This window comes from Candidatus Allofontibacter sp. (assembly GCF_040404065.1).
Taxonomy (GTDB): domain Bacteria; phylum Pseudomonadota; class Alphaproteobacteria; order Pelagibacterales; family Pelagibacteraceae; genus Fontibacterium.
In genome coordinates, this window is record NZ_JBBAJM010000001.1 from 690,986 (window position 1) to 709,716 (window position 18,731).

General features: G+C 26.1%; 21 protein-coding genes and 1 tRNA gene. 14 read left to right on the forward strand and 8 right to left on the reverse strand.

Going from position 1 to position 18,731, the window contains the following annotated elements:
• Nucleotides 1-64 precede the first annotated feature (64 nt).
• Genes trpC through AC8IG9_RS03650 form a run of 5 tightly spaced genes read right to left on the reverse strand, consistent with a single transcriptional unit; the run spans nucleotide 65 to nucleotide 4,510 of the window.
• A complete protein-coding gene (gene trpC / locus AC8IG9_RS03630; protein ID WP_507425460.1) occupies nucleotides 65-850 on the reverse strand; it encodes an indole-3-glycerol phosphate synthase TrpC in 786 nt (261 codons plus the stop codon).
• A complete protein-coding gene (trpD, locus tag AC8IG9_RS03635) occupies nucleotides 847-1,848 on the reverse strand; it encodes an anthranilate phosphoribosyltransferase (protein WP_507425461.1) in 1,002 nt (333 codons plus the stop codon). The genes trpC and trpD overlap by 4 nt, the downstream gene beginning before the upstream one ends.
• Entirely contained in the window at nucleotides 1,845-2,417 is a 573-nt protein-coding gene (locus AC8IG9_RS03640; RefSeq protein ID WP_507425462.1) for an anthranilate synthase component II, read from the reverse strand. Before AC8IG9_RS03640 ends, trpD begins: the two co-directional genes overlap by 4 nt.
• Nucleotides 2,418-3,881, reverse strand: coding sequence for an anthranilate synthase component I (gene trpE / locus AC8IG9_RS03645; RefSeq protein WP_507425463.1), 1,464 nt, complete (start codon nucleotides 3,879-3,881; stop codon nucleotides 2,418-2,420).
• 2 nt (nucleotides 3,882-3,883) lie between these two features.
• The gene (locus AC8IG9_RS03650) at nucleotides 3,884-4,510 is read right to left on the reverse strand and encodes a SurA N-terminal domain-containing protein (protein ID WP_507425464.1); all 627 of its coding nucleotides are present in this window, start codon (nucleotides 4,508-4,510) and stop codon (nucleotides 3,884-3,886) included.
• Nucleotides 4,511-4,556: 46 nt separating this feature from the next.
• On the opposite strand from AC8IG9_RS03650, the gene AC8IG9_RS03655 reads away from it, so the two are divergent.
• Genes AC8IG9_RS03655 through AC8IG9_RS03690 form a run of 8 tightly spaced genes read left to right on the forward strand, consistent with a single transcriptional unit; the run spans nucleotide 4,557 to nucleotide 11,072 of the window.
• Nucleotides 4,557-5,309: a triose-phosphate isomerase gene (locus AC8IG9_RS03655; RefSeq protein ID WP_507425465.1), complete on the forward strand. Its 753-nt coding sequence runs from the start codon at nucleotides 4,557-4,559 to the stop codon at nucleotides 5,307-5,309.
• A 3-nt stretch (nucleotides 5,310-5,312) separates the two neighbouring features.
• Nucleotides 5,313-5,618 carry a preprotein translocase subunit SecG gene (gene secG, locus AC8IG9_RS03660; protein WP_507425466.1) on the forward strand — a complete coding sequence of 102 codons (306 nt, stop codon included), beginning with the start codon at nucleotides 5,313-5,315 and terminating at the stop codon, nucleotides 5,616-5,618.
• 55 nt (nucleotides 5,619-5,673) lie between these two features.
• Nucleotides 5,674-7,305: a CTP synthase gene (gene pyrG / locus AC8IG9_RS03665; RefSeq protein ID WP_507425467.1), complete on the forward strand. Its 1,632-nt coding sequence runs from the start codon at nucleotides 5,674-5,676 to the stop codon at nucleotides 7,303-7,305.
• Complete coding sequence (gene kdsA / locus AC8IG9_RS03670; protein WP_507425468.1) at nucleotides 7,305-8,132, forward strand: 3-deoxy-8-phosphooctulonate synthase; 828 nt, start codon at nucleotides 7,305-7,307, stop codon at nucleotides 8,130-8,132. The genes pyrG and kdsA overlap by 1 nt, the downstream gene beginning before the upstream one ends.
• A gap of 4 nt (nucleotides 8,133-8,136) precedes the next feature.
• Nucleotides 8,137-9,399, forward strand: a complete 1,263-nt coding sequence (gene eno, locus AC8IG9_RS03675; protein ID WP_507425469.1) for a phosphopyruvate hydratase — start codon at nucleotides 8,137-8,139, stop codon at nucleotides 9,397-9,399.
• Nucleotides 9,396-9,701 carry an FtsB family cell division protein gene (locus tag AC8IG9_RS03680; RefSeq protein ID WP_507425470.1) on the forward strand — a complete coding sequence of 102 codons (306 nt, stop codon included), beginning with the start codon at nucleotides 9,396-9,398 and terminating at the stop codon, nucleotides 9,699-9,701. Before eno ends, AC8IG9_RS03680 begins: the two co-directional genes overlap by 4 nt.
• The gene (lipA, locus tag AC8IG9_RS03685) at nucleotides 9,698-10,621 is read left to right on the forward strand and encodes a lipoyl synthase (RefSeq protein WP_507425471.1); all 924 of its coding nucleotides are present in this window, start codon (nucleotides 9,698-9,700) and stop codon (nucleotides 10,619-10,621) included. Before AC8IG9_RS03680 ends, lipA begins: the two co-directional genes overlap by 4 nt.
• A gap of 1 nt (nucleotide 10,622) precedes the next feature.
• Complete coding sequence (locus tag AC8IG9_RS03690) at nucleotides 10,623-11,072, forward strand: type II toxin-antitoxin system RatA family toxin (RefSeq protein WP_507425472.1); 450 nt, start codon at nucleotides 10,623-10,625, stop codon at nucleotides 11,070-11,072.
• On the opposite strand, the gene AC8IG9_RS03695 is transcribed toward AC8IG9_RS03690, so the two are convergent.
• The 3 genes from AC8IG9_RS03695 to ispF are packed head-to-tail and all read right to left on the reverse strand — an operon-like array spanning nucleotide 11,059 to nucleotide 13,089.
• Nucleotides 11,059-11,547 carry a CinA family protein gene (locus AC8IG9_RS03695; protein WP_507425473.1) on the reverse strand — a complete coding sequence of 163 codons (489 nt, stop codon included), beginning with the start codon at nucleotides 11,545-11,547 and terminating at the stop codon, nucleotides 11,059-11,061. The two genes, AC8IG9_RS03690 and AC8IG9_RS03695, sit on opposite strands and share 14 nt — an antisense overlap.
• On the reverse strand, nucleotides 11,538-11,960 hold the full coding sequence (locus tag AC8IG9_RS03700; protein WP_507425902.1) for a phosphatidylglycerophosphatase A family protein: 423 nt from the start codon (nucleotides 11,958-11,960) through the stop codon (nucleotides 11,538-11,540). Before AC8IG9_RS03700 ends, AC8IG9_RS03695 begins: the two co-directional genes overlap by 10 nt.
• Nucleotides 11,961-11,973: 13 nt before the next feature.
• Nucleotides 11,974-13,089, reverse strand: a complete 1,116-nt coding sequence (ispF, locus tag AC8IG9_RS03705) for a 2-C-methyl-D-erythritol 2,4-cyclodiphosphate synthase (protein WP_507425474.1) — start codon at nucleotides 13,087-13,089, stop codon at nucleotides 11,974-11,976.
• 5 nt (nucleotides 13,090-13,094) lie between these two features.
• Here ispF and AC8IG9_RS03710 point away from each other — a divergent pair, with 5 nt between their 5' ends.
• The 6 genes from AC8IG9_RS03710 (at nucleotide 13,095) to AC8IG9_RS03735 (ending at nucleotide 18,685) form a co-directional block, all read left to right on the forward strand.
• On the forward strand, nucleotides 13,095-14,870 hold the full coding sequence (locus AC8IG9_RS03710; RefSeq protein WP_507425475.1) for a sensor histidine kinase NtrY-like: 1,776 nt from the start codon (nucleotides 13,095-13,097) through the stop codon (nucleotides 14,868-14,870).
• Complete coding sequence (locus AC8IG9_RS03715; protein WP_507425476.1) at nucleotides 14,870-16,213, forward strand: sigma-54-dependent transcriptional regulator; 1,344 nt, start codon at nucleotides 14,870-14,872, stop codon at nucleotides 16,211-16,213. The genes AC8IG9_RS03710 and AC8IG9_RS03715 overlap by 1 nt, the downstream gene beginning before the upstream one ends.
• Before the next feature lie 2 nt (nucleotides 16,214-16,215).
• Complete coding sequence (gap, locus tag AC8IG9_RS03720) at nucleotides 16,216-17,247, forward strand: type I glyceraldehyde-3-phosphate dehydrogenase (protein ID WP_507425903.1); 1,032 nt, start codon at nucleotides 16,216-16,218, stop codon at nucleotides 17,245-17,247.
• Between the two features lie 56 nt (nucleotides 17,248-17,303).
• Nucleotides 17,304-17,380, forward strand: a tRNA-Arg gene (locus tag AC8IG9_RS03725).
• A 12-nt stretch (nucleotides 17,381-17,392) separates the two neighbouring features.
• Nucleotides 17,393-18,418: a glycerol-3-phosphate dehydrogenase gene (locus AC8IG9_RS03730; RefSeq protein ID WP_507425477.1), complete on the forward strand. Its 1,026-nt coding sequence runs from the start codon at nucleotides 17,393-17,395 to the stop codon at nucleotides 18,416-18,418.
• Entirely contained in the window at nucleotides 18,419-18,685 is a 267-nt protein-coding gene (locus tag AC8IG9_RS03735) for a GIY-YIG nuclease family protein (RefSeq protein ID WP_507425478.1), read from the forward strand.
• Nucleotides 18,686-18,731: the final 46 nt, after the last annotated feature.

Sequence of the window (18,731 nt, forward strand, 5' to 3'; positions counted from 1 at the left end):
ACAGATAACGTTCTATTTAAGTTCTTATTAATATACAACTTAGATAAGATATTGAAATATATAACTATTTTTTAGAAAAAGACCTAATTTTATCTACAATACTATTAGATTTAATTAATGATTCGCCGATTAAAAAAGTTCTTATATTTGTTTTTTTACATACATATGAAATTTCTTTTTTAGAACTAAAGCCGCTTTCGGAAATAATTACACGTTTTTTTAAGTCAAATTTTTTATAGAGTCTAACGGTGTTATTGATATCGGTACTAAAAGTTTTTAAATTTCTGTTATTGATACCGATCATGCTATTTTTAAAAGTTAAAGCAAAAGCTAACTCTTCGCTGTCATGAACCTCAATTATGGTGTCCATCCCGCATTGATTAGCTGCCTCATATAAATCATTAGCTATTTTTTTACTTACAGCTGACAATAAAATTAAAATACAATCCGCACCATAAAATTTTGCTTCATAAACTTGAAATGGATCAATAAAAAAATCTTTAGCTAAAATTGGAATATTGTGCATTTTTTTTATTTGTTTAATATAATTTTTATTACCAAGAAAAAAATTATTTTCTGTTAGCACAGAAAGACAAGTTGCACCTCCTTTTATATATTGCCTGGCTATATTCATGATATTAAAATTTTTTTTTAATAAACCTTTAGAGGGACTAGATTTTTTTAGTTCAGCTATAATAGAAATTTGGTTATTTTTTATATTATTTAGTATTTTTTTTTTAAATAAAGACTTTTTATTAGAATGGTATAAAAATTTATTAACTAATATGTTATTTTTATCTAAAATTATTTTTTTTTTTTTGTAGTTAATAATGTTACTTAAAAAATTCATTGTTTAGTCAACTCTTTAATTTTGTTAATACCTTTTCCTGATAGCAAATAATTTTTAACTTTATAATAAGCTTGCTTTAAGTTTTTTTCTTTATCAACAACTATTAAACCAGCCGCCGCATTTAAAGAAACGATTTCTAAAAAAGAATTATGTTTTCCTTTTAAAATTTCAATTATTTTTTTACTATTATAAACGCTGTCTTTTCCAATAATTGATTTGAATTTATATTTTTTTTTAATAAAAGAATTAGGATTAACAATAAAACTTTTAATCTTTCCTTTATTTAGTTCATAAACTTTAGTTTTCTTAAAAATAGATATTTCATCTAAACCGTCAGCACTATGAAAAACCCATGCTTTTTTATGTCCTAATTTTTTTAAGACTTTAATATAATCAAATAATAAGTTTTTATCAAAAATTCCTATTATTTGTCTTTTTACCAGACCAGGATTTATTAAAGGACCTAAAAGATTAAAAATTGTTTTAAATGGAAGATTTTTTCTTATCACAGCAACATTTTTCATTGCAATATGATAGTTTGGTGCGAATAAAAAAATAAATTTATTTTTTATTATATTTTTTTCTAAATTTTTTTTGTTGTCAGTTATATTAACTCCAAGTCTCTCAAGAACGTCCGCAGAACCGCATTTTGAAGTGACAGATCTGTTACCATGCTTAACAACGTTAATGCCTAATCCTGCTAGAACAATGGCTGTTGCCGTGGATATGTTTAAAGTTTGCTTGCCATCACCACCAGTACCGCAAGTATCAATAGAGTTTACTGGGACTTTAACTTTAATTAATTTTTTTCTTAAGATTTTTGCCGAACATAAAATATTATTATAGTTAAAACCATTTCTAGTTATTAAAGTTAATATTGATGAAATTAAATGTTCATTGATTTCTGCATTAATAATTTTTGTAAATAAAAAATTTAATTCTGAATCAGATACTTTCTCATTAATTATTAATTTTGTTATTATTTTATTTAAAATCATTTTATTTTAATAAAATTTTTAAAAATTATATTTCCAAAATTAGTTTTAATGCTTTCCGGATGAAATTGAATACCATAAAGATTATATTTTTTGTGATTTATTCCCATAATAATATTATCCGTTGTTTTAGCGGAGATTTCAAAATCATCACTTAGCGTTTTATTGTCAATAACTAAACTATGATATCTCGTAGCATAAAAATTTTTTGGAATTTCTTTAAATAGTTTCTTTCCGTTATGTATAATTTTGCTTAATTTTCCATGCATAATAACTTTTGCCTTTATAATTTTTGCATTGAAAGCAGAGCCAATAATTTGATGACCAAGACAAATTCCTAAAATAGGTACTGTTTTATAAAATTTTTTGACTAAATTTATACAAATGCCAGAACTATTTGGATGTCCTGGACCAGGTGATATTACTATTTTAGAAAATTTTTGTTTTTTAATTTGCTCTAAAGATATTTTATCATTTCTATACACTTCAACTTTTGCGCCTAACTCAGATAGAGAATGAAAAATATTGTATGTAAAGCTATCGTAGTTATCTATTAAAAGTATTTTTTTCATTTATTTTGAAGCTTCTAATAACGCTTTAGCTTTATTAATAGTTTCTTTGTATTCATTTAAAGGGATGCTATCTGCAACAATGCCAGCTCCTGATTGAACATATATTTTATTATTAATTATTAAGGCAGTTCTTAATGCTATACATGTGTCCATTTCATTATTAGGAGTAAAATATCCAATTCCTCCGGCATATAATTTTCTTTTAGATGCTTCTAAATCATCAATAATTTCCATGGCTCTTATTTTTGGCGCGCCAGATACAGTTCCAGCAGGAAAGCCAGCAAACAAAGTATCTAGTAGCGAATTTTTATTATCAAAATCACCAACTACATTTGAGACTATATGCATAACGTGAGAATATTTTTCAATTTTAAATTTTTCATCAACTTTAACTGTGCCAATTTTAGAAACTTTGCCCACATCATTGCGACCTAAATCTAGAAGCATAAGATGTTCGGAGATTTCTTTTTTATCATTTAAAAGTTCTTTTTCTAACTTAAGATCCTCTTTAAAATTTTTTCCTCTTCGTCTAGTTCCTGCGATTGGCCTTATTGTAATTTTATTATTTCTCACCCTTACTAAAATTTCAGGACTACTACCCGCTATCTGAAAATTACTGAAATTAAAAAAGAACATGAAAGGAGAGGGATTTAGTACTTTTAATTTTTTATAAAAATCAATAGGAGATTTATTCAATTTTCTTTCAAATCTTTGACTTAAAACAACTTGGAATATTTCTCCGTTATTTATTAGTTTCTTAGCTTTTATTACAGAGTTTAAAAAATTTCTTTTGGTAATATTACTTTTTATTTTATTTCTATTATCCTTTTTTTTTAAGATTTCTTTAGAGTATGATATTCTATTTATTTGTGAGGCAAAGTTTTCTATCTCCTTGCACTTGTTCTGGTATATTTTTTTTAAGGAATTTTTTTTATATTTTTTAAAAATATTTTGTATAAAAAATATTTTCTTTTTTTCATTATCATAAATTATAACAAGTTGTGGACGCATTAATTTTAAATCAGGTATATTTAAGTCGTTTTTGCAATTATTTGATATTTTTTCTTTAAATCTAATAATGTCATAACCCAAATACCCAGCTAACATTGCTGACATAAGAGGTGTTTTGCTGGATGTTTTGAAATGAAAATTTTTAATTAAATTATTTAGATAGTTATAAGGATTTTTTTTTTTAATTTTTAATATTTTTTTATTTAAAGTACGAATTATTTGATTATTATTAACCTCAATAGTTAAATCAGGATTAAAGCCAAAGATTGTGTATCGTCCTCTGATTTTATCTTTTTCTACAGATTCAAATACAAAACTTTCTTTATTCAAAGACACTAATTCTATTAAATTATCTACAGCTAATAATCCTTTGATTTTCTGAAACGTGTAAATTTGAGAAAAATTATTTAAATTGAGATTATTTTTAAATTTTTCATAACTAGAAAAAATCATTTTTATACATTTTTTAGATAATCATTTAATCTTTTTTCGTAAATTATAATTTTGTAAATTTTACTTAATGAGTCTTCATAAAGAGAATTAATCTTATTTTTTAATAAATTTTCTGAAATCTTTTTAGTAGTAGGAATATACCCAGAAACAGAATCTATAATTATTTTTCTTTTTAGATTTTTTGTAATTTGGTCTTCAATAGTTTTAGAATTAATATTTCTTTCAAGTAAAAATTTTTCATATTTAGTTCTTGAAAAATTTTGATTTTCCCTAAATTCCGGAGCATTTTTTATTTCTATAATTATTGTTTCATCATTGATAATAACACCAGATTTTTTTGAATGAATTTTTAAAAGTTTTTCAGATATAATATTAGAAATCGCAACTATATGAATATTTTTTTCGATAGCAGATTTTTTACTTGTAACATTATTAATTCTCATCACATTATCAAATTCTAATAAAAAATTATTAAAAGAGATTTCTTCACCGTTAATTTCAGCTATTGAATTACTATAATTGGATTTAAAAAAACCGTTTATTCCCCAAAATACGAAACTTAAAGCAATTAATGATATAAAAATTTTAGCTATTAGAGTTTCAGAAAATTTTCTTAAAGAAGATAGCATTTAATATTTTAAAAATGTTTTGTTTTAGTTTAGATATAACTGATTTATGAATAAAACTATATATTTCATTGCCAATTGGAAAATGAATGGAAATTACAACTCCATTAAAGATATAGAAAGAGTTGTTAGTTTTTTAAAAAAAAAGGCCAATTCCAGTTTCAATAAAATTATATTTTGCCCTCCATTAAATTTATTAAATTATTTTAGAAAAAATATTAAAAATAAATTAATAGATTTTGGAGCTCAAGACATTAGTAAGTTTAATTTAAATTATGGTCCTTATACGGGGCAACTAAGCGGAAAAATGTTAAAAGATTCTGGAGCAAACTATGTGATTATTGGTCATTCAGAAAAAAGATTATTAGATGAAGATTTTATAACAATTAAACAAAAGATTAATTCTGCTATAAAAAGCAAACTCAAAGTTATTTTTTGTATAGGAGAAAATCTTTCTCAAAAGAAAAAAAGATTGTCCTTAAAAGTTTTAAAAAAACAAATTTCTCAATCTTTAGAAAAAAAGAATATTAACAATGTAATTATTGCATATGAACCAATTTGGTCTATTGGAACTGGAATTTTACCAACTAACGATTATTTACGCTTGATTTATGCAAAACTTAATATTTTTTTGAAAGATAAATATAAAATTAAAACACCAATAATGCTTTACGGAGGGTCAGTTACATCAGATAATGTTGCAAGTTTAGGTAATATTAGTTTAATATCAGGTTTTCTAATTGGAGGAGCTTCTTTAAAAAGTAAAAGCTTTATAAAAATTATAAAAAATTATTTTATTTAAACAATGGAAACAATTTTATTAATCATTCATATAATTCTTGCTGTACTTTTAATCTCTTCTGTGTTGCTCCAAAAATCTGATGGAGGGGCTCTTGGAATTGGTGGTAGTAGCAATGACTTGATGTCATCTAGAACTGCTGGAAATTTTTTAACTAAATTCACGGCAGTAGTCGCTACTTTATTTATTTTAACCAGCATTTCATTAACGTTAGTTAATAAAAAAGATACTTCTAATAAATCTATTATTGATAAAATTGAAAAATTAGATAAAAATAGTAGTTCCCAACCCAAAATTCCAAATTCAAAATAATTTAGTTTTACTATTTTCTTTGTGATTATTATTAAATAATCTATAGTTTACTTCCATGGTCCGTTTTATTTTTGTAACTGGCGGCGTGGTATCATCTCTTGGCAAAGGTATCGCTTCAGCTTCAATAGCAACGTTATTACAATCCCGAGGATATAAAATAAGAATTAGAAAACTTGATCCATATTTAAATATTGATCCAGGAACTATGAACCCTTATGAGCATGGAGAAGTCTATGTAACAGAAGATGGTGCCGAAACAGATTTGGATTTAGGACATTATGAAAGATTTACAGGAATAAACTCAAAAAAATCTGACAATATTACTACAGGTAAAATTTATCAAAATATAATAACCAAAGAAAGAAATGGTGGTTATAAAGGGGCAACAGTTCAGATTATTCCTCATGTTACAGATGAGATAAAAAAATTTATTACTAGCAATTTAACAAATGAAGATTTTGTAATCTGTGAAATAGGAGGAACAGTAGGCGATATTGAGAGTTTGCCTTTTTTAGAAGCAATTAGACAATACTCAAATGAATCAAGAAGTAAAAACTGTTTATTCATTCATTTAACATTAGTTCCATATATTAAAAGTGCTGCAGAATTAAAAACAAAACCAACTCAACATTCTGTAAAAGAATTAAGAAGTATAGGTATTCAACCCGATATGATATTATGTCGTTCTGAAAGTTTAATTCCTGACGATGAAAAGGCTAAAATTGCTTTATTTTGCAACGTGGATAAATCAAATGTATTTCAATCCATAGACGTTAAATCAATTTATGAAGTTCCTATTAAATATCAAGAAGAAGGCCTAGATAAAAAAATATTAGATCACTTTGGAATAGTTAGTAAAAAAATAGCAAATTTAGAAAATTGGAAAAAATTTAACAAAAAACTTACTACAAAAAAAGAAAATGTTAAAATTTCTATTGTGGGCAAATATACTCATTTAAAAGATGCCTATAAATCTTTAAATGAGGCTTTGATACATGCTTCTGTTTACAGTAATGTTAATTTAGATCTAAATTGGATTGAATCTTCAGATATAAAAAATTTAAAAGATTTAGAATATAAGCTAAAAGATTCTAATGGAATTTTAATACCAGGCGGGTTTGGTAGACGTGGAGTTGAAGGAAAAATTTTATCTATTTATTTTGCAAGAACTAAAAAAATTCCTTTTTTAGGAATTTGTTTTGGAATGCAAATATCAATTATTGAAGCTGCAAGAAGCCTATTAGGATTAAAGAATTCAAATTCAACAGAGTTGTCGAATACTAAAAATCCAGTTGTTTGCCTGATAGATGAATGGACTAAAGGGAATAAAATTTTAAAAGGTGAAAAATATAAAATAGGAGGGTCTATGAGATTAGGTTCCTACCCAGCTAAAATTAAAAAAAATTCATTGCTTTATAAAATTTATGGAAACAAGACCTTAATTCACGAAAGACATAGACACAGATATGAAGTAAACACTTCATATAAAGCAATGTTAGAAAAAAAAGGGGTTGTATTTTCAGCCAATTCTCCAGATGGAAAATTACCCGAAGCTATAGAATTAAAAGATCATCCTTGGTTTTTAGGAGTTCAATTTCACCCAGAGTTAAAATCTAGACCTTTTGAACCTCATAAAATATTCGTTTCTTTTATTCAAGCCGCTATTAAAAATAAAAATTTAAATTAATGAAAAATAAAATTATTAAAGTAAAAAAAATAAATATAGGAAATAAACTTCCCCTAACTTTAATTGCAGGACCATGTCAAATCGAAAGCAAGGATCATTGCCATATGATTGCTGCAAAAATTCAAGAAATCGCAGATAAGTTGAATATTGGATTTATCTTCAAAAGTTCTTTTGATAAAGCCAATAGAACAAGTTTAAAATCCGCAAGAGGAATTGGATTAGATAAATCTTTATCCATATTTGAATACATTGCCAAAGATTTAGATCTTCCCATTTTGACTGACGTTCACAATGAAGAGCAATGTAAAATAGTTTCTAAAGTAGTTGATGTGATACAAATCCCAGCCTTCTTATGCAGACAAACAGATTTATTAGTTGCTGCTGCAAAAACAAACAAAGTTATTAATATTAAAAAAGGTCAATTTCTAGCTCCTTGGGACATGAAAAATGTCATTAAGAAAATTGAAGAAAGTGGTAATGACAAAATACTTATTACAGAAAGAGGAGTTAGCTTTGGTTACAATACGTTAATATCAGATATGCGTTCATTGACTATTTTGTCTGAACTTGGCTATCCTGTCGTTTATGATGCTACTCATTCAGTTCAGCAACCAGGAGGAAAAGGAGATAGCAGTGGGGGCGAAAGACAGTTTGTAAGCTCACTATCAAGAGCCGCTGTTGCAGTTGGTATTTCTACAATTTTTTTAGAAACTCATGACAACCCTGATAAAGCGCCCTCTGATGGAGCAAATATGATCCCTTTAAATAGTTTAGAAAAGTTACTTAAAAATTTAATAGCTATCGATAAAATAATTAAATCAAATTAGTATAATGTCGGTCATTAAATCAACTAAAGCGAGACAGGTTTTTGATAGCAGAGGATTTCCAACAGTTGAAGCTGAAATTGTATTATCAGATGGTTCTGTAGGACAATCAATTGTACCGTCAGGAGCCTCAACAGGATCTTATGAAGCCCATGAACTTAGAGACAAAAGTACTGAATATTTAAAAAAAGGTGTTTTGCAAGCTGTAAAAAATATAAATTTAAAAATTAACAAAGTAATTAAAAACACTTCAGTTTTTAATCAAAAAAAAATAGATCAAATTTTGATTGAATTAGACGGAACTGAAAATAAAAAAAAATTAGGGGCCAATGCTATACTTGCAGTTTCTATTGCAGCTGCAAAAGCTGCAGCTATATCAAAAAAAATACCATTATATAAATACTTAGGGGCAGGCAAAATAAACATATTACCTTTTCCAATGCTTAACATAATTAATGGCGGAGCTCATGCAAGTAACTCCCTTCAAATACAAGAATTTATGATTAGACCAGACGGTGCAAAATCATTTAAAGAATGTTTAAAAATGTCTTTTTTAGTTATTCAAAATTTGAAAGAAGAATTAAAATTAAAAAATTATAATACAAATCTTGGTGACGAAGGCGGGTTCGCACCTTCATTTGATAGCGATGAAAAAGCAATAGAGTATATTATTAAAGCAGTTAAAAAAGCCGGCTTAAAAATAGGCAAAGATATTAATATTTGCTTAGATGTTGCCGCTAATGAACTTTACTCTTCTGGAAAATATAAAATTAAAGAAGATAAGAAGCCTATAACATCTGATGAGTTAATTAATTATTATCAAAAATTGTGTAATAAATTTCCAATTGTTTCTATCGAAGACCCTGTTTTTGAGGATGATTGGAATGTTTGGAAAGAATTAACTAGAAGGCTAGGAAAAAAAATTCAAATTGTTGGTGATGATCTTTTTGTTACAAATTTAATACGTTTAAAAAAGGGAGTTTCAGAATTAGCCGCTAATGCAATATTAATTAAACCAAATCAAATTGGCACTGTTACAGAAACTTTAGATGTTATTAATTTTGCAAAAAAAAATAATTTTAACACAATTATTTCTCATCGTTCCGGCGATAGTGAAGATACATTTATTGCTGACTTAGCTGTTGCGACTAAATCTTCTCAAATTAAAACAGGATCTTTGGCTAGATCTGAAAGAGTTGCAAAATATAACAGACTGTTAAGAATAGAAGAAGAGTTGGGAAAAACTGCCCAAATGTCAAAATTACAATGAATAATCTATTAGGTTCTATTTCTGAAAAAAAAATTTTTTTTTTACTAATTTTAATAATTCTGTATGTTTTATACAATTTTTTTGGAGGTGACAGGGGTCTTATTGAATATTTTAAAAAAAGAACAATATTAAAAGAATTTCAAGAAAAGAATTTAGAAATTACAAAAGAAATTCATTTTTTATCAAGAAAGAATGATTTTCTATCCGTTAATATAAATAAAGATTATTTAGATGAAATATATAGAGATTATTTTATTCTAGGTAAAAAAGGTGAAAAAATTTATATTATCAATCAAAAATGACAATTAGACATCCAGAAAAAGTAAATAAGATTGAAAGTCCAATCCAAAAAAAACCATCTTGGATTAGAGTTAAAGCCAGTTATTCTAATAATTACCTTGAAACTAAAAATATTTTAAAAAAAAACAATCTTTTTACAGTTTGTGAGGAAGCTTCTTGTCCAAATATTAATGAATGTTGGAGTAAAAAACATGCAACATTTATGATTATGGGTGACACATGCACTAGAGCATGTTCTTTTTGCAATGTTAAAACTGGTATTCCACAAAGCCTAGATCTTTCCGAGCCTAAAAAAATTGCACTAAGTGTTAATGATTTAAATTTACAGCATGTAGTAATTACTTCTGTTGATAGAGATGATTTAGAAGACGGTGGGGCAAAGCATTTTGCAAATGTGATTTCTGAAATTAAAAATTATAATAGCAAAACTACTGTTGAGGTTTTAACACCTGATTTTTTAAGAAAAGGTGATGTTTACAAAATCGTTGTAGATGCTCAACCCGATGTATTTAATCATAATTTAGAGACAATTCCTCGTCTTTATTTAAAAGTAAGACCAGGATCACGTTATTTCCAATCTTTGGATTTGTTAAAAAAAGTTAAAGACTATAATTCTGAAATTTTTACTAAATCAGGATTAATGGTTGGATTGGGAGAAACAAAAGAAGAAATTATGCAAGTTATGGATGATCTAAGAGTTGCTGGGGTTGATTTTTTAACTATCGGACAATATTTACAACCTAGCACAAAACATTACCCAATAAGTAATTTTATCACACCAGAAGAATTTGAAAATTACAAATTAATTGCTGAAGGAAAAGGATTTTTATTAGTATCATCAAGTCCATTAACAAGATCTTCTTATCACGCAGCAGAAGATTTTAATGTTTTAAAGAAAAAAAGAATTAATAGATTGATATAAATTGCCAGTTAAAAAAATTACACAACAGTTCAATTATTCAAAAAAAGATCTTATTGAACTTGTTTTAAGAATAGACGATTATAAAGAATTTTTACCCTGGTGCATCAACTCTAAAATTTTAACTATTAATAAAGATAAAGAAGATTTAAATATTACAGCAGATTTAGAAATTGGCTTTAAATCTTTTAAAGAAATTTATACAAGCAACGTTATTTATAATCATGATAAATCTAAGATTGAAGTTACTTGCTTGAAAGGCAATATAAAAAAATTATTAAATATTTGGGAATTTAAAAAAATTGATAAAAAATCCTGTAGTGTAGATTTTTACATAGATATCGAGTTAAAAAATTCATTCGTTAATATTTTATTTTATAAGTTCTTTAATTATGGTTTTGATAAAATTTTAGATTCTTTTCAACAAAGAGCAAAGCGCACTATAAAAGATTAATTTTTTTTTTAATTATTTTAATTGTTTCAATTAATATTTTTTTTTGAATAATTTCTCTTGAGATTTTATTATTAAAATTAAATTTGAAAATTTCTGTTACTTTTTTATTTGCAATTCCTATATAAACAAGCCCAATAGGTTTTTTTTTGCTGCCTCCATCAGGTCCTGCAATCCCAGTAGTTGAAATGGCAATATTAGATTTGCTAATTCTTAATAAATTTTCGCACATTTCTTTGCAAGTTTCTGAGCTTACAGCGCCATTATTCTTTAAAGTTTTTTCTCTAACTTTAAGAATTTTTTTTTTGGAATAATTAGAATACGAGACAATACCCATATTAAAATATTTTGATGCCCCTGGAGTTTTGATCAAATTGAAGCTTATTAGCCCACCTGTGCAAGATTCAGCAACAGAAATTTTAATTCTTTTATTTTTAAGATTTCTGGCTAATTGTTTAAGTTCATTATTTATGTGCATAAATAAACTATTAAAAGTGCGTATATTCCAGCAATAACATCATCCATAATAACCCCAATAGAGTTTTTTATTTTAAGATCAAAATAACTAGCCGGCCATGGTTTAGTAATATCAAATAAACGAAATAATAAAAAAGATAGCATTATTAAAAAGATATTATTTTCGCAGATAATCAACGGAATTGATTGTCCTATAAATTCATCTATTACAATTTCTTTTGGGTCTGATGACGTGAATGATTTTTTTAAAGTTTTTTCTAAAAAATAAAGTGAGTAAAAAAAAACGACAATAACAAAACATAAAAAGAGAATCACATTAAGACAGCTATTAAATAAATAGTAAATTATTAGTGTTGCTAGAGATCCAGCGGTTCCTGAAAGAGGTAAGTTTCCAATTCCAAAAAGAGTAAAAATTTTTTTATTAAATTCAATTATTTGAGACAGATGTTATTACCTCACATGCTATTGATTTATTTTTTCCAATATTTCCAAGCCTATCAGTTGTTTTGCCTTTAACACTTATTTTTTTTTGATTAATATTACAAATCCTAGCAATATTATCGGATATTATTTTTTTGTACTTTTTGATACTCGGTTTTTGAGCAATAATATTAATATCAATGTTGTTAATTGTAATATTATTTATTTTAATTAGTTTAATTACTTCTTTTAAGAACAATGTGGATCTTATGTTTTTATATTTTTTATTATTAGGAAACAAAGTTCCAATATCACCTAATTTTTTTGATCCTAAAATAGAATCTATCAAAGCATGTATTACAGGATCTCCATCTGAATGGCCAACAAGTCCCATCGAGTAAGGAATTTTAACTCCACCTAAGTATAACTTATAATTTTTCTCCAATCTATGAATATCATAGCCAATCCCATAAGAAATTTTTTTATTATTTTTATCAGCACTTATATCAGATTTGTTGGTTATTTTAATATTGCTGTAATCACCTGTTATTTTTTTTACTTTTAATTTTTCAAAAAAAAATAAAGAGGATTCGTCATTAAATTTTATTTTTTTGTATTTTTTATGTAAAAAAAATATTTTATTGTATGTAAAACATTGTGGAGTTTGAATAGATAATATTTTTTCTCTATCTAGTATTTTATTTTTATATACCGTTGTATCTCTATTTTTTATGCAAGGGATAACAGCATCATTATTTTTTGAATGTTTATCAATTCTATCTATTAAGTTTTTATTCAAAAATGGTCTTGCTGCATCATGTATTAAAATTTTTTTAGGTTTATATTTTTTTAATTTATTAAGAGCTAGAAATACTGAATCTTTCCTTTCTTTTCCTCCATTTATTATTATAATTTTTTTGTTTTTATAAATTTTACTTTTAAATTTATTAAAATCTGGCTTATTAATTACTAAAATTATCTTTTTTATCGAATTTATTTTGCAGAATATTTTAAGCGAGTAATTTATTATTAATTCATTATCAAATACTGTATATTGTTTTGGTATAGTTTTTGAATATCTATGACCTTTTCCAGCAGCTAAAATTATAGCGTGATAATTCATAAAATATGTTTAAAAAAATATTAAATTCAAGTTTACTTTTATACTTTAGTACTTTTCTTTCAATAATTTTTGGGATTTTTACTCTTTATACTTTTTCAGGAACAGGTTTTGTTGAGTTAAATGAAAAAAATATTCAATTTCTTTTAGTAATAAACTTAATAATTATCTGTTTATTCTTTTTTTTAATTATAAGAAAACTTGTAATACTTTTTTATAAATCAAAACAAGTAGCTGGATTAAGTACAAATCTTAATTTTATTAAATATTTTATTTTTGTAACAGCCGCACCTTCAATTTTTGTAGCTATTTTTTCTTTAATACTTTTTAATTTAGGAATTGAAAAATGGTTTGATAATAAAGTTAATGATGTTGTAAATAATTCAGTTGAAGTTGCAAAAAATTACCTTGAAGAAAATCAGAATTCAATAAGAAATGAGATATTAGCAATGTCTAGTGATCTTAATCGTAATTTCAATTTATATTCAGAAAATAAAACGGTTTTTCAAAATTATTTTGATCAGCAGTCAAGAATAAGAAAAATTGATGAATCTTATTTAATTGATAATGAGGGTAAGATTCTTTTATTAACTTCTTTTACTAACAAGAATAATTTTGTAACTCCATTAAAAACTTTTATTGAAATGGCTCAAAATGGGCAAACGGTATTAATTTCCGACGCAAACAGAAATCAAACCAATGCTTTAACAAAAATAATCAGCAATCAAAATATCTTTTTATATACTATTAGATATGTTGATCCTGAGACTGTAAATTTTTTAAAGAAAACCGGAGATGCCTCGACATTCTACTATAAATTAAAATCTAACAGTTTTGGACTTCAAATTACTTTTGCAGTAGTTTATGTTACAATAGTAACATCTTTAATATTGTTATCCAGTGTGTACGCAATAAATATAGCTAATAAAATTTCAAAGCCCATTCTTAAGTTAATCTTTGCAGCTAAAGAAGTTGCTAGTGGTAACTTAAATGTAAAATTGAAAGACGAGAAAGAAGATGATGATTTTAAAAAATTATATCAAACTTTTAATGTTATGACTGATGAAATACAGGCGCAAAATAAAAAGATTGCATTAACTGAAAGATATCAAGCATGGGAAATGGTAGCAAAAAAACTTGCACATGAAATTAAAAACCCATTAACACCTATTATGCTTTCACTTGATAGAATCCGAGAAAAATATTCTAATCAAATTAATTTAGACAAAGCTGATTTTGAAAATTATTTAAATATTATCTCTAGACAAGTTAAGGATATTGGTAATTTAGCAAATGAATTCTCAGATTTTGCAAGAATGCCAGAACCTATTAAAAAGAATAATAATTTCAAAAATTTAATAATAGACACGGTTAGCTTGTATAAATTATCAGAAAAAAATGTAGTTATTAATTTAGACTACAAAAGCAGCCTCGAATTATTTAAATTTGATTTGGACCAAATTTCAAGGGTTTTGGTTAACGTTATTAAAAATTCATTAGAAGCAATTCATGAAAAACAAGAAATAGAAAGAAATTTGAAAGGAGAAATAAAAATTCAAGTCGAGAATATTAATGATTTTATTTATGTTATCATAGAAGACAACGGGGTAGGCTTTAAAACCGATCTAACAGATGTCGCAACTCCACTAGCTACCACTAAGCAACATGGATCTGGTCTTGGATTGTCAATTGTCTCTAAAATTTTACATGAACATGGTGGTGATATAATTTTCTTACAAATAGATAATGGAGCCAAACTTAAACTAAGTATTAGAACTAAATAATGAAAAGTGAGATTTTATTAATAGATGATGAAAAAGATATAAGATTTGCTGTTAGTGAAATCTTAAAAGAAAATAATTTTTTAGTTAGAGAGGCCGACACTGTTGAAAAAGCTTTATTTGAGATAAATAAAAAATTACCTGACTTAATAATTTTGGACGTTTTACTTGATGAAAAAAATAGAGATGGAATAGATATCTTAAAATTTATAAAATCTGTTGATTCAGACATTCCTGTTATTATGATTTCAGGCCACGCTAATATTAAAATTGCTGTCGATTCAATAAAACTAGGAGCCTTTGAGTTTTTAGAAAAACCTTTTAATAAAGACAGATTGTTAAATTTTATTAATCGAGCAATTGAAACATCATCTCTTAAAAAAGAAAATAAATCATTAAAAAAAAATTTTTATTTTTCAAATCAATTAATAGGAAATTCATCAAAAATAATAAAATTAAAATCTGCTATAAAAAGATTTTCAAAAACAGATAGTCGAATTTTAATTTATGGACCAGCAGGTTCTGGAAAAGAGTTGGTAAGCAGACTTATACACGAAGGTTCATCGAGAACTAAAAACCCATTTAAAATTGTTAATGGGGCAATACTTGATCCGGCTCATTTCGAGATAGAATTATTTGGTTCGGAAAATAATGACAAAATTCTTTCTGGAATTTTTGAGAAATCTAATAATGGGACGTTATTAATTGACAATGTTTCAGATGTTCCTCTTGAAACGCAAGGTAAAATTTTAAGAGTTTTGTCTGATCAAAAATTTCGTAGAGTAAATGGAGTGACCGAAATTAATGTAAATGTTAGATTTATTTGCTCTACAAGCAAAAATTTAAATGAAGAAGTTTTAAATGGAAATTTTAGAGAAGATCTTTTTCACAGAATTAATGTGATTCCAATAGAAATGCCATCTTTAAAGGATATAAAAGAAGACATTCCTTCTTTAATTGAATATTTTGTTAAAAAAATTTCGGAAACTAATGGTCTTAAACCAATTATTGTAAATTCAAAAAACACAGTTTTTTATGACTATGATTGGCCAGGTAATGTTCGTGAATTAAGAAATTTAATTGAAAGAGTAGTTATTTTAGCTTCCGGAAAAAATGAGGATGTCGATAAAATTTTATCAGAATCTTTGAAAATCTCATCTGTAAAACAAAATAAACATGAAGATACATTTCAATTTCCTTTAAAGGAAGCTAGAGAAAAATTTGAAAAAAGTTATCTCCAGATTCAGCTTAACAGGCATAATGGTAATATTTCTAAAACAGCTGATTATATTGGGATGGAAAGAAGTGCTTTACATAAAAAACTAAAATCTTTAGGTATTAATTAATGATGAAAATTAAAGTTGCAATTAATGGATTTGGCAGAATTGGAAGAACTATACTAAGAGCTCATTATGAAAATAAAAAAAAACATAATTTAGAAATTGTAGCTATAAATGGATCAGGAAATGCAAAAGATAACTCTCATTTAATAAAATACGACTCTACACATGGAAAATTCAATGAGAATATTTCTTTTAAAGATAATTATATTTATATTAATAAAGACAAAATTGAATTTTTAAATAACAAAGATCCAGAAAATTTACCTTCTTGGAAAAGACTTGGGGTTGATTTAGTTTTAGAATGCACAGGTCGTTTTACCTCAAGAGACAAAGCTCAATTGCACATTAAAGCTGGAGCCAAAAAAGTCCTTATTTCTGGACCCGGATATTCACCTGGAACAGGAAAAGAGGCAGATGCAACTATTGTTTATGGTGTTAACCATAAAATATTAAAAAAAAATCATACAATTGTTTCAAATGCTTCTTGCACTACTAATTGCTTAGCTCCAATTGCAAAAATATTAAATGATAAATTAGGAGTAGTGTCCGGTATCATGAATACAATTCATGCTTATACTAATGATCAAGTTTTAAATGATTCTTACCATAATGATTTACGTAGGGCACGAGCTGCAGCTTTATCTATGATACCAACTAAAACCGGTGCTGCAACATCTATAGGTATGGTTATTCCAGAACTCGAAGGTAAATTAGACGGTTTGTCAGTAAGAGTACCTACTAATAATGTTTCTTTAGTTGATTTAACTTTTATATCGAAAAAAAAAACATCAGTAAAAAATGTTAATGACTTAATTAAACATGCAGCCAAAAGTAGTTATATAAATATTATTCAATATAATATCGAAGAATTAGTCTCGATAGATTTTAATCATAATTCTCACTCTTGTATTTTTGACTCAACCCAAACAAGAGTTTCGAATGACGGTAAATTAGTTAAAGTCTTAGCTTGGTATGACAATGAGTGGGGTTTTTCAAACCGAATGCTAGATACTTCCATTGCTTTAATGAAAGCTTAAATCAATAACAAATTGATTAAAAATTAATAATTGTTAAAAGTATTTAAAATTTAGTTGCGCCCTTAGCTCAGCTGGATAGAGCATCGGTTTTCTAAACCGAGGGTCAGAGGTTCGAATCCTTTAGGGCGCGCCAATTTTGTAAATTATGGCTAAAATTTTAATTTTAGGTGCAGGCTCAATGAGCGCTGCCTTTTCTTTTCCATGCATTGATAATAGTCATAAAGTTTCAATTGTAGGCACTCATTTAGAAGATGATTTTATAGATAGTATTAAGTCTAATAAAAATATTCATCCAATATTAAAATCTAAAATTCCGAATAATGTTAGACTTTATAAATTTAAAGATTTTAACTTAGTGTTAAATAACTGTGAATTAATAGTAATTGGAGTAAGTTCAAAAGGTATTAATTGGGCAGCTAAGCAATTAACAAAAATAAAAAATAATCAACAAATTCTTGTTTTAACAAAAGGTTTGAATGTTAATAAAAAAAATAAATATGAAACATATTCAAAAACTATTGAAAATACTTTATTAGAAAAAGGAATTAAAAATTCAAAGATTTCAATTGCAGCTGGACCATGTTTGGCAGCTGACTTATCCAAAAAAGTTCTTACAAATGTTGTTTTTGCAAACAAAGATATCTCTGTTGTTAAATATCTATCTAAAATTTTATCAACTTCTTATTATCATATTAAATGCTCAGATGATGTAGTTGGGGTAGGTGCTTGCGGCGGGATAAAAAATATTTATGCTATGGTTGTAGGGGCATCTATGGGAATAAATTTAACTAATGAGAAAGATAATAAAAATTTAAATACAGCAGCAGCGCTATTTAATCAGTCAATCTTAGAAATGAGTTATTTTATAAAAAAAATAGGCGGAAAAGAATCCACTGTCAAAGATCTTGCTGGAATTGGAGATTTATATGTAAGCTGTACAGGCGGAAGGAATTCAAAAATGGGAAAGTTTATAGGAATGGGAATGACCTATAAGCAAGCAAAAAATAATAAAATGCCAAATGATACAGTTGAGGGTGCTGATCTTATCTTTGAAATTGGGAAAAAAATTATTAAAGACTTTTCTGTTAAGGAACTTCCTTTAATGATTTCATTTATAAAAGCGCTAATTAATAATACTAAATTTAAAATTGATAAAAAATTTTTTATTTAAGTGTTAGAGAATTTCTTTGTCTACATTATTGCAACAATAAATAATAAAAAAATTATTACTTATGTTGGTTGGACAAATAATTTAAAGAAAAGACTCAAACTTCATAATTCTGGCAAAGGAGCTAGGTTTACCAGAGGAAGAAAATGGGTTTTAATTTTTAAAAAAAAATTGGTTTCAAAAATTGATGCGATGAAATTTGAATATAAATTAAAAAAAGATAGAAAAAATAGAAAAGAAATAGTAACAAATTTTTTTCACAACCTCTGATTGTTAAATAATTGTACCGTCTTTAAACAATTTTTTAATTAGGTAT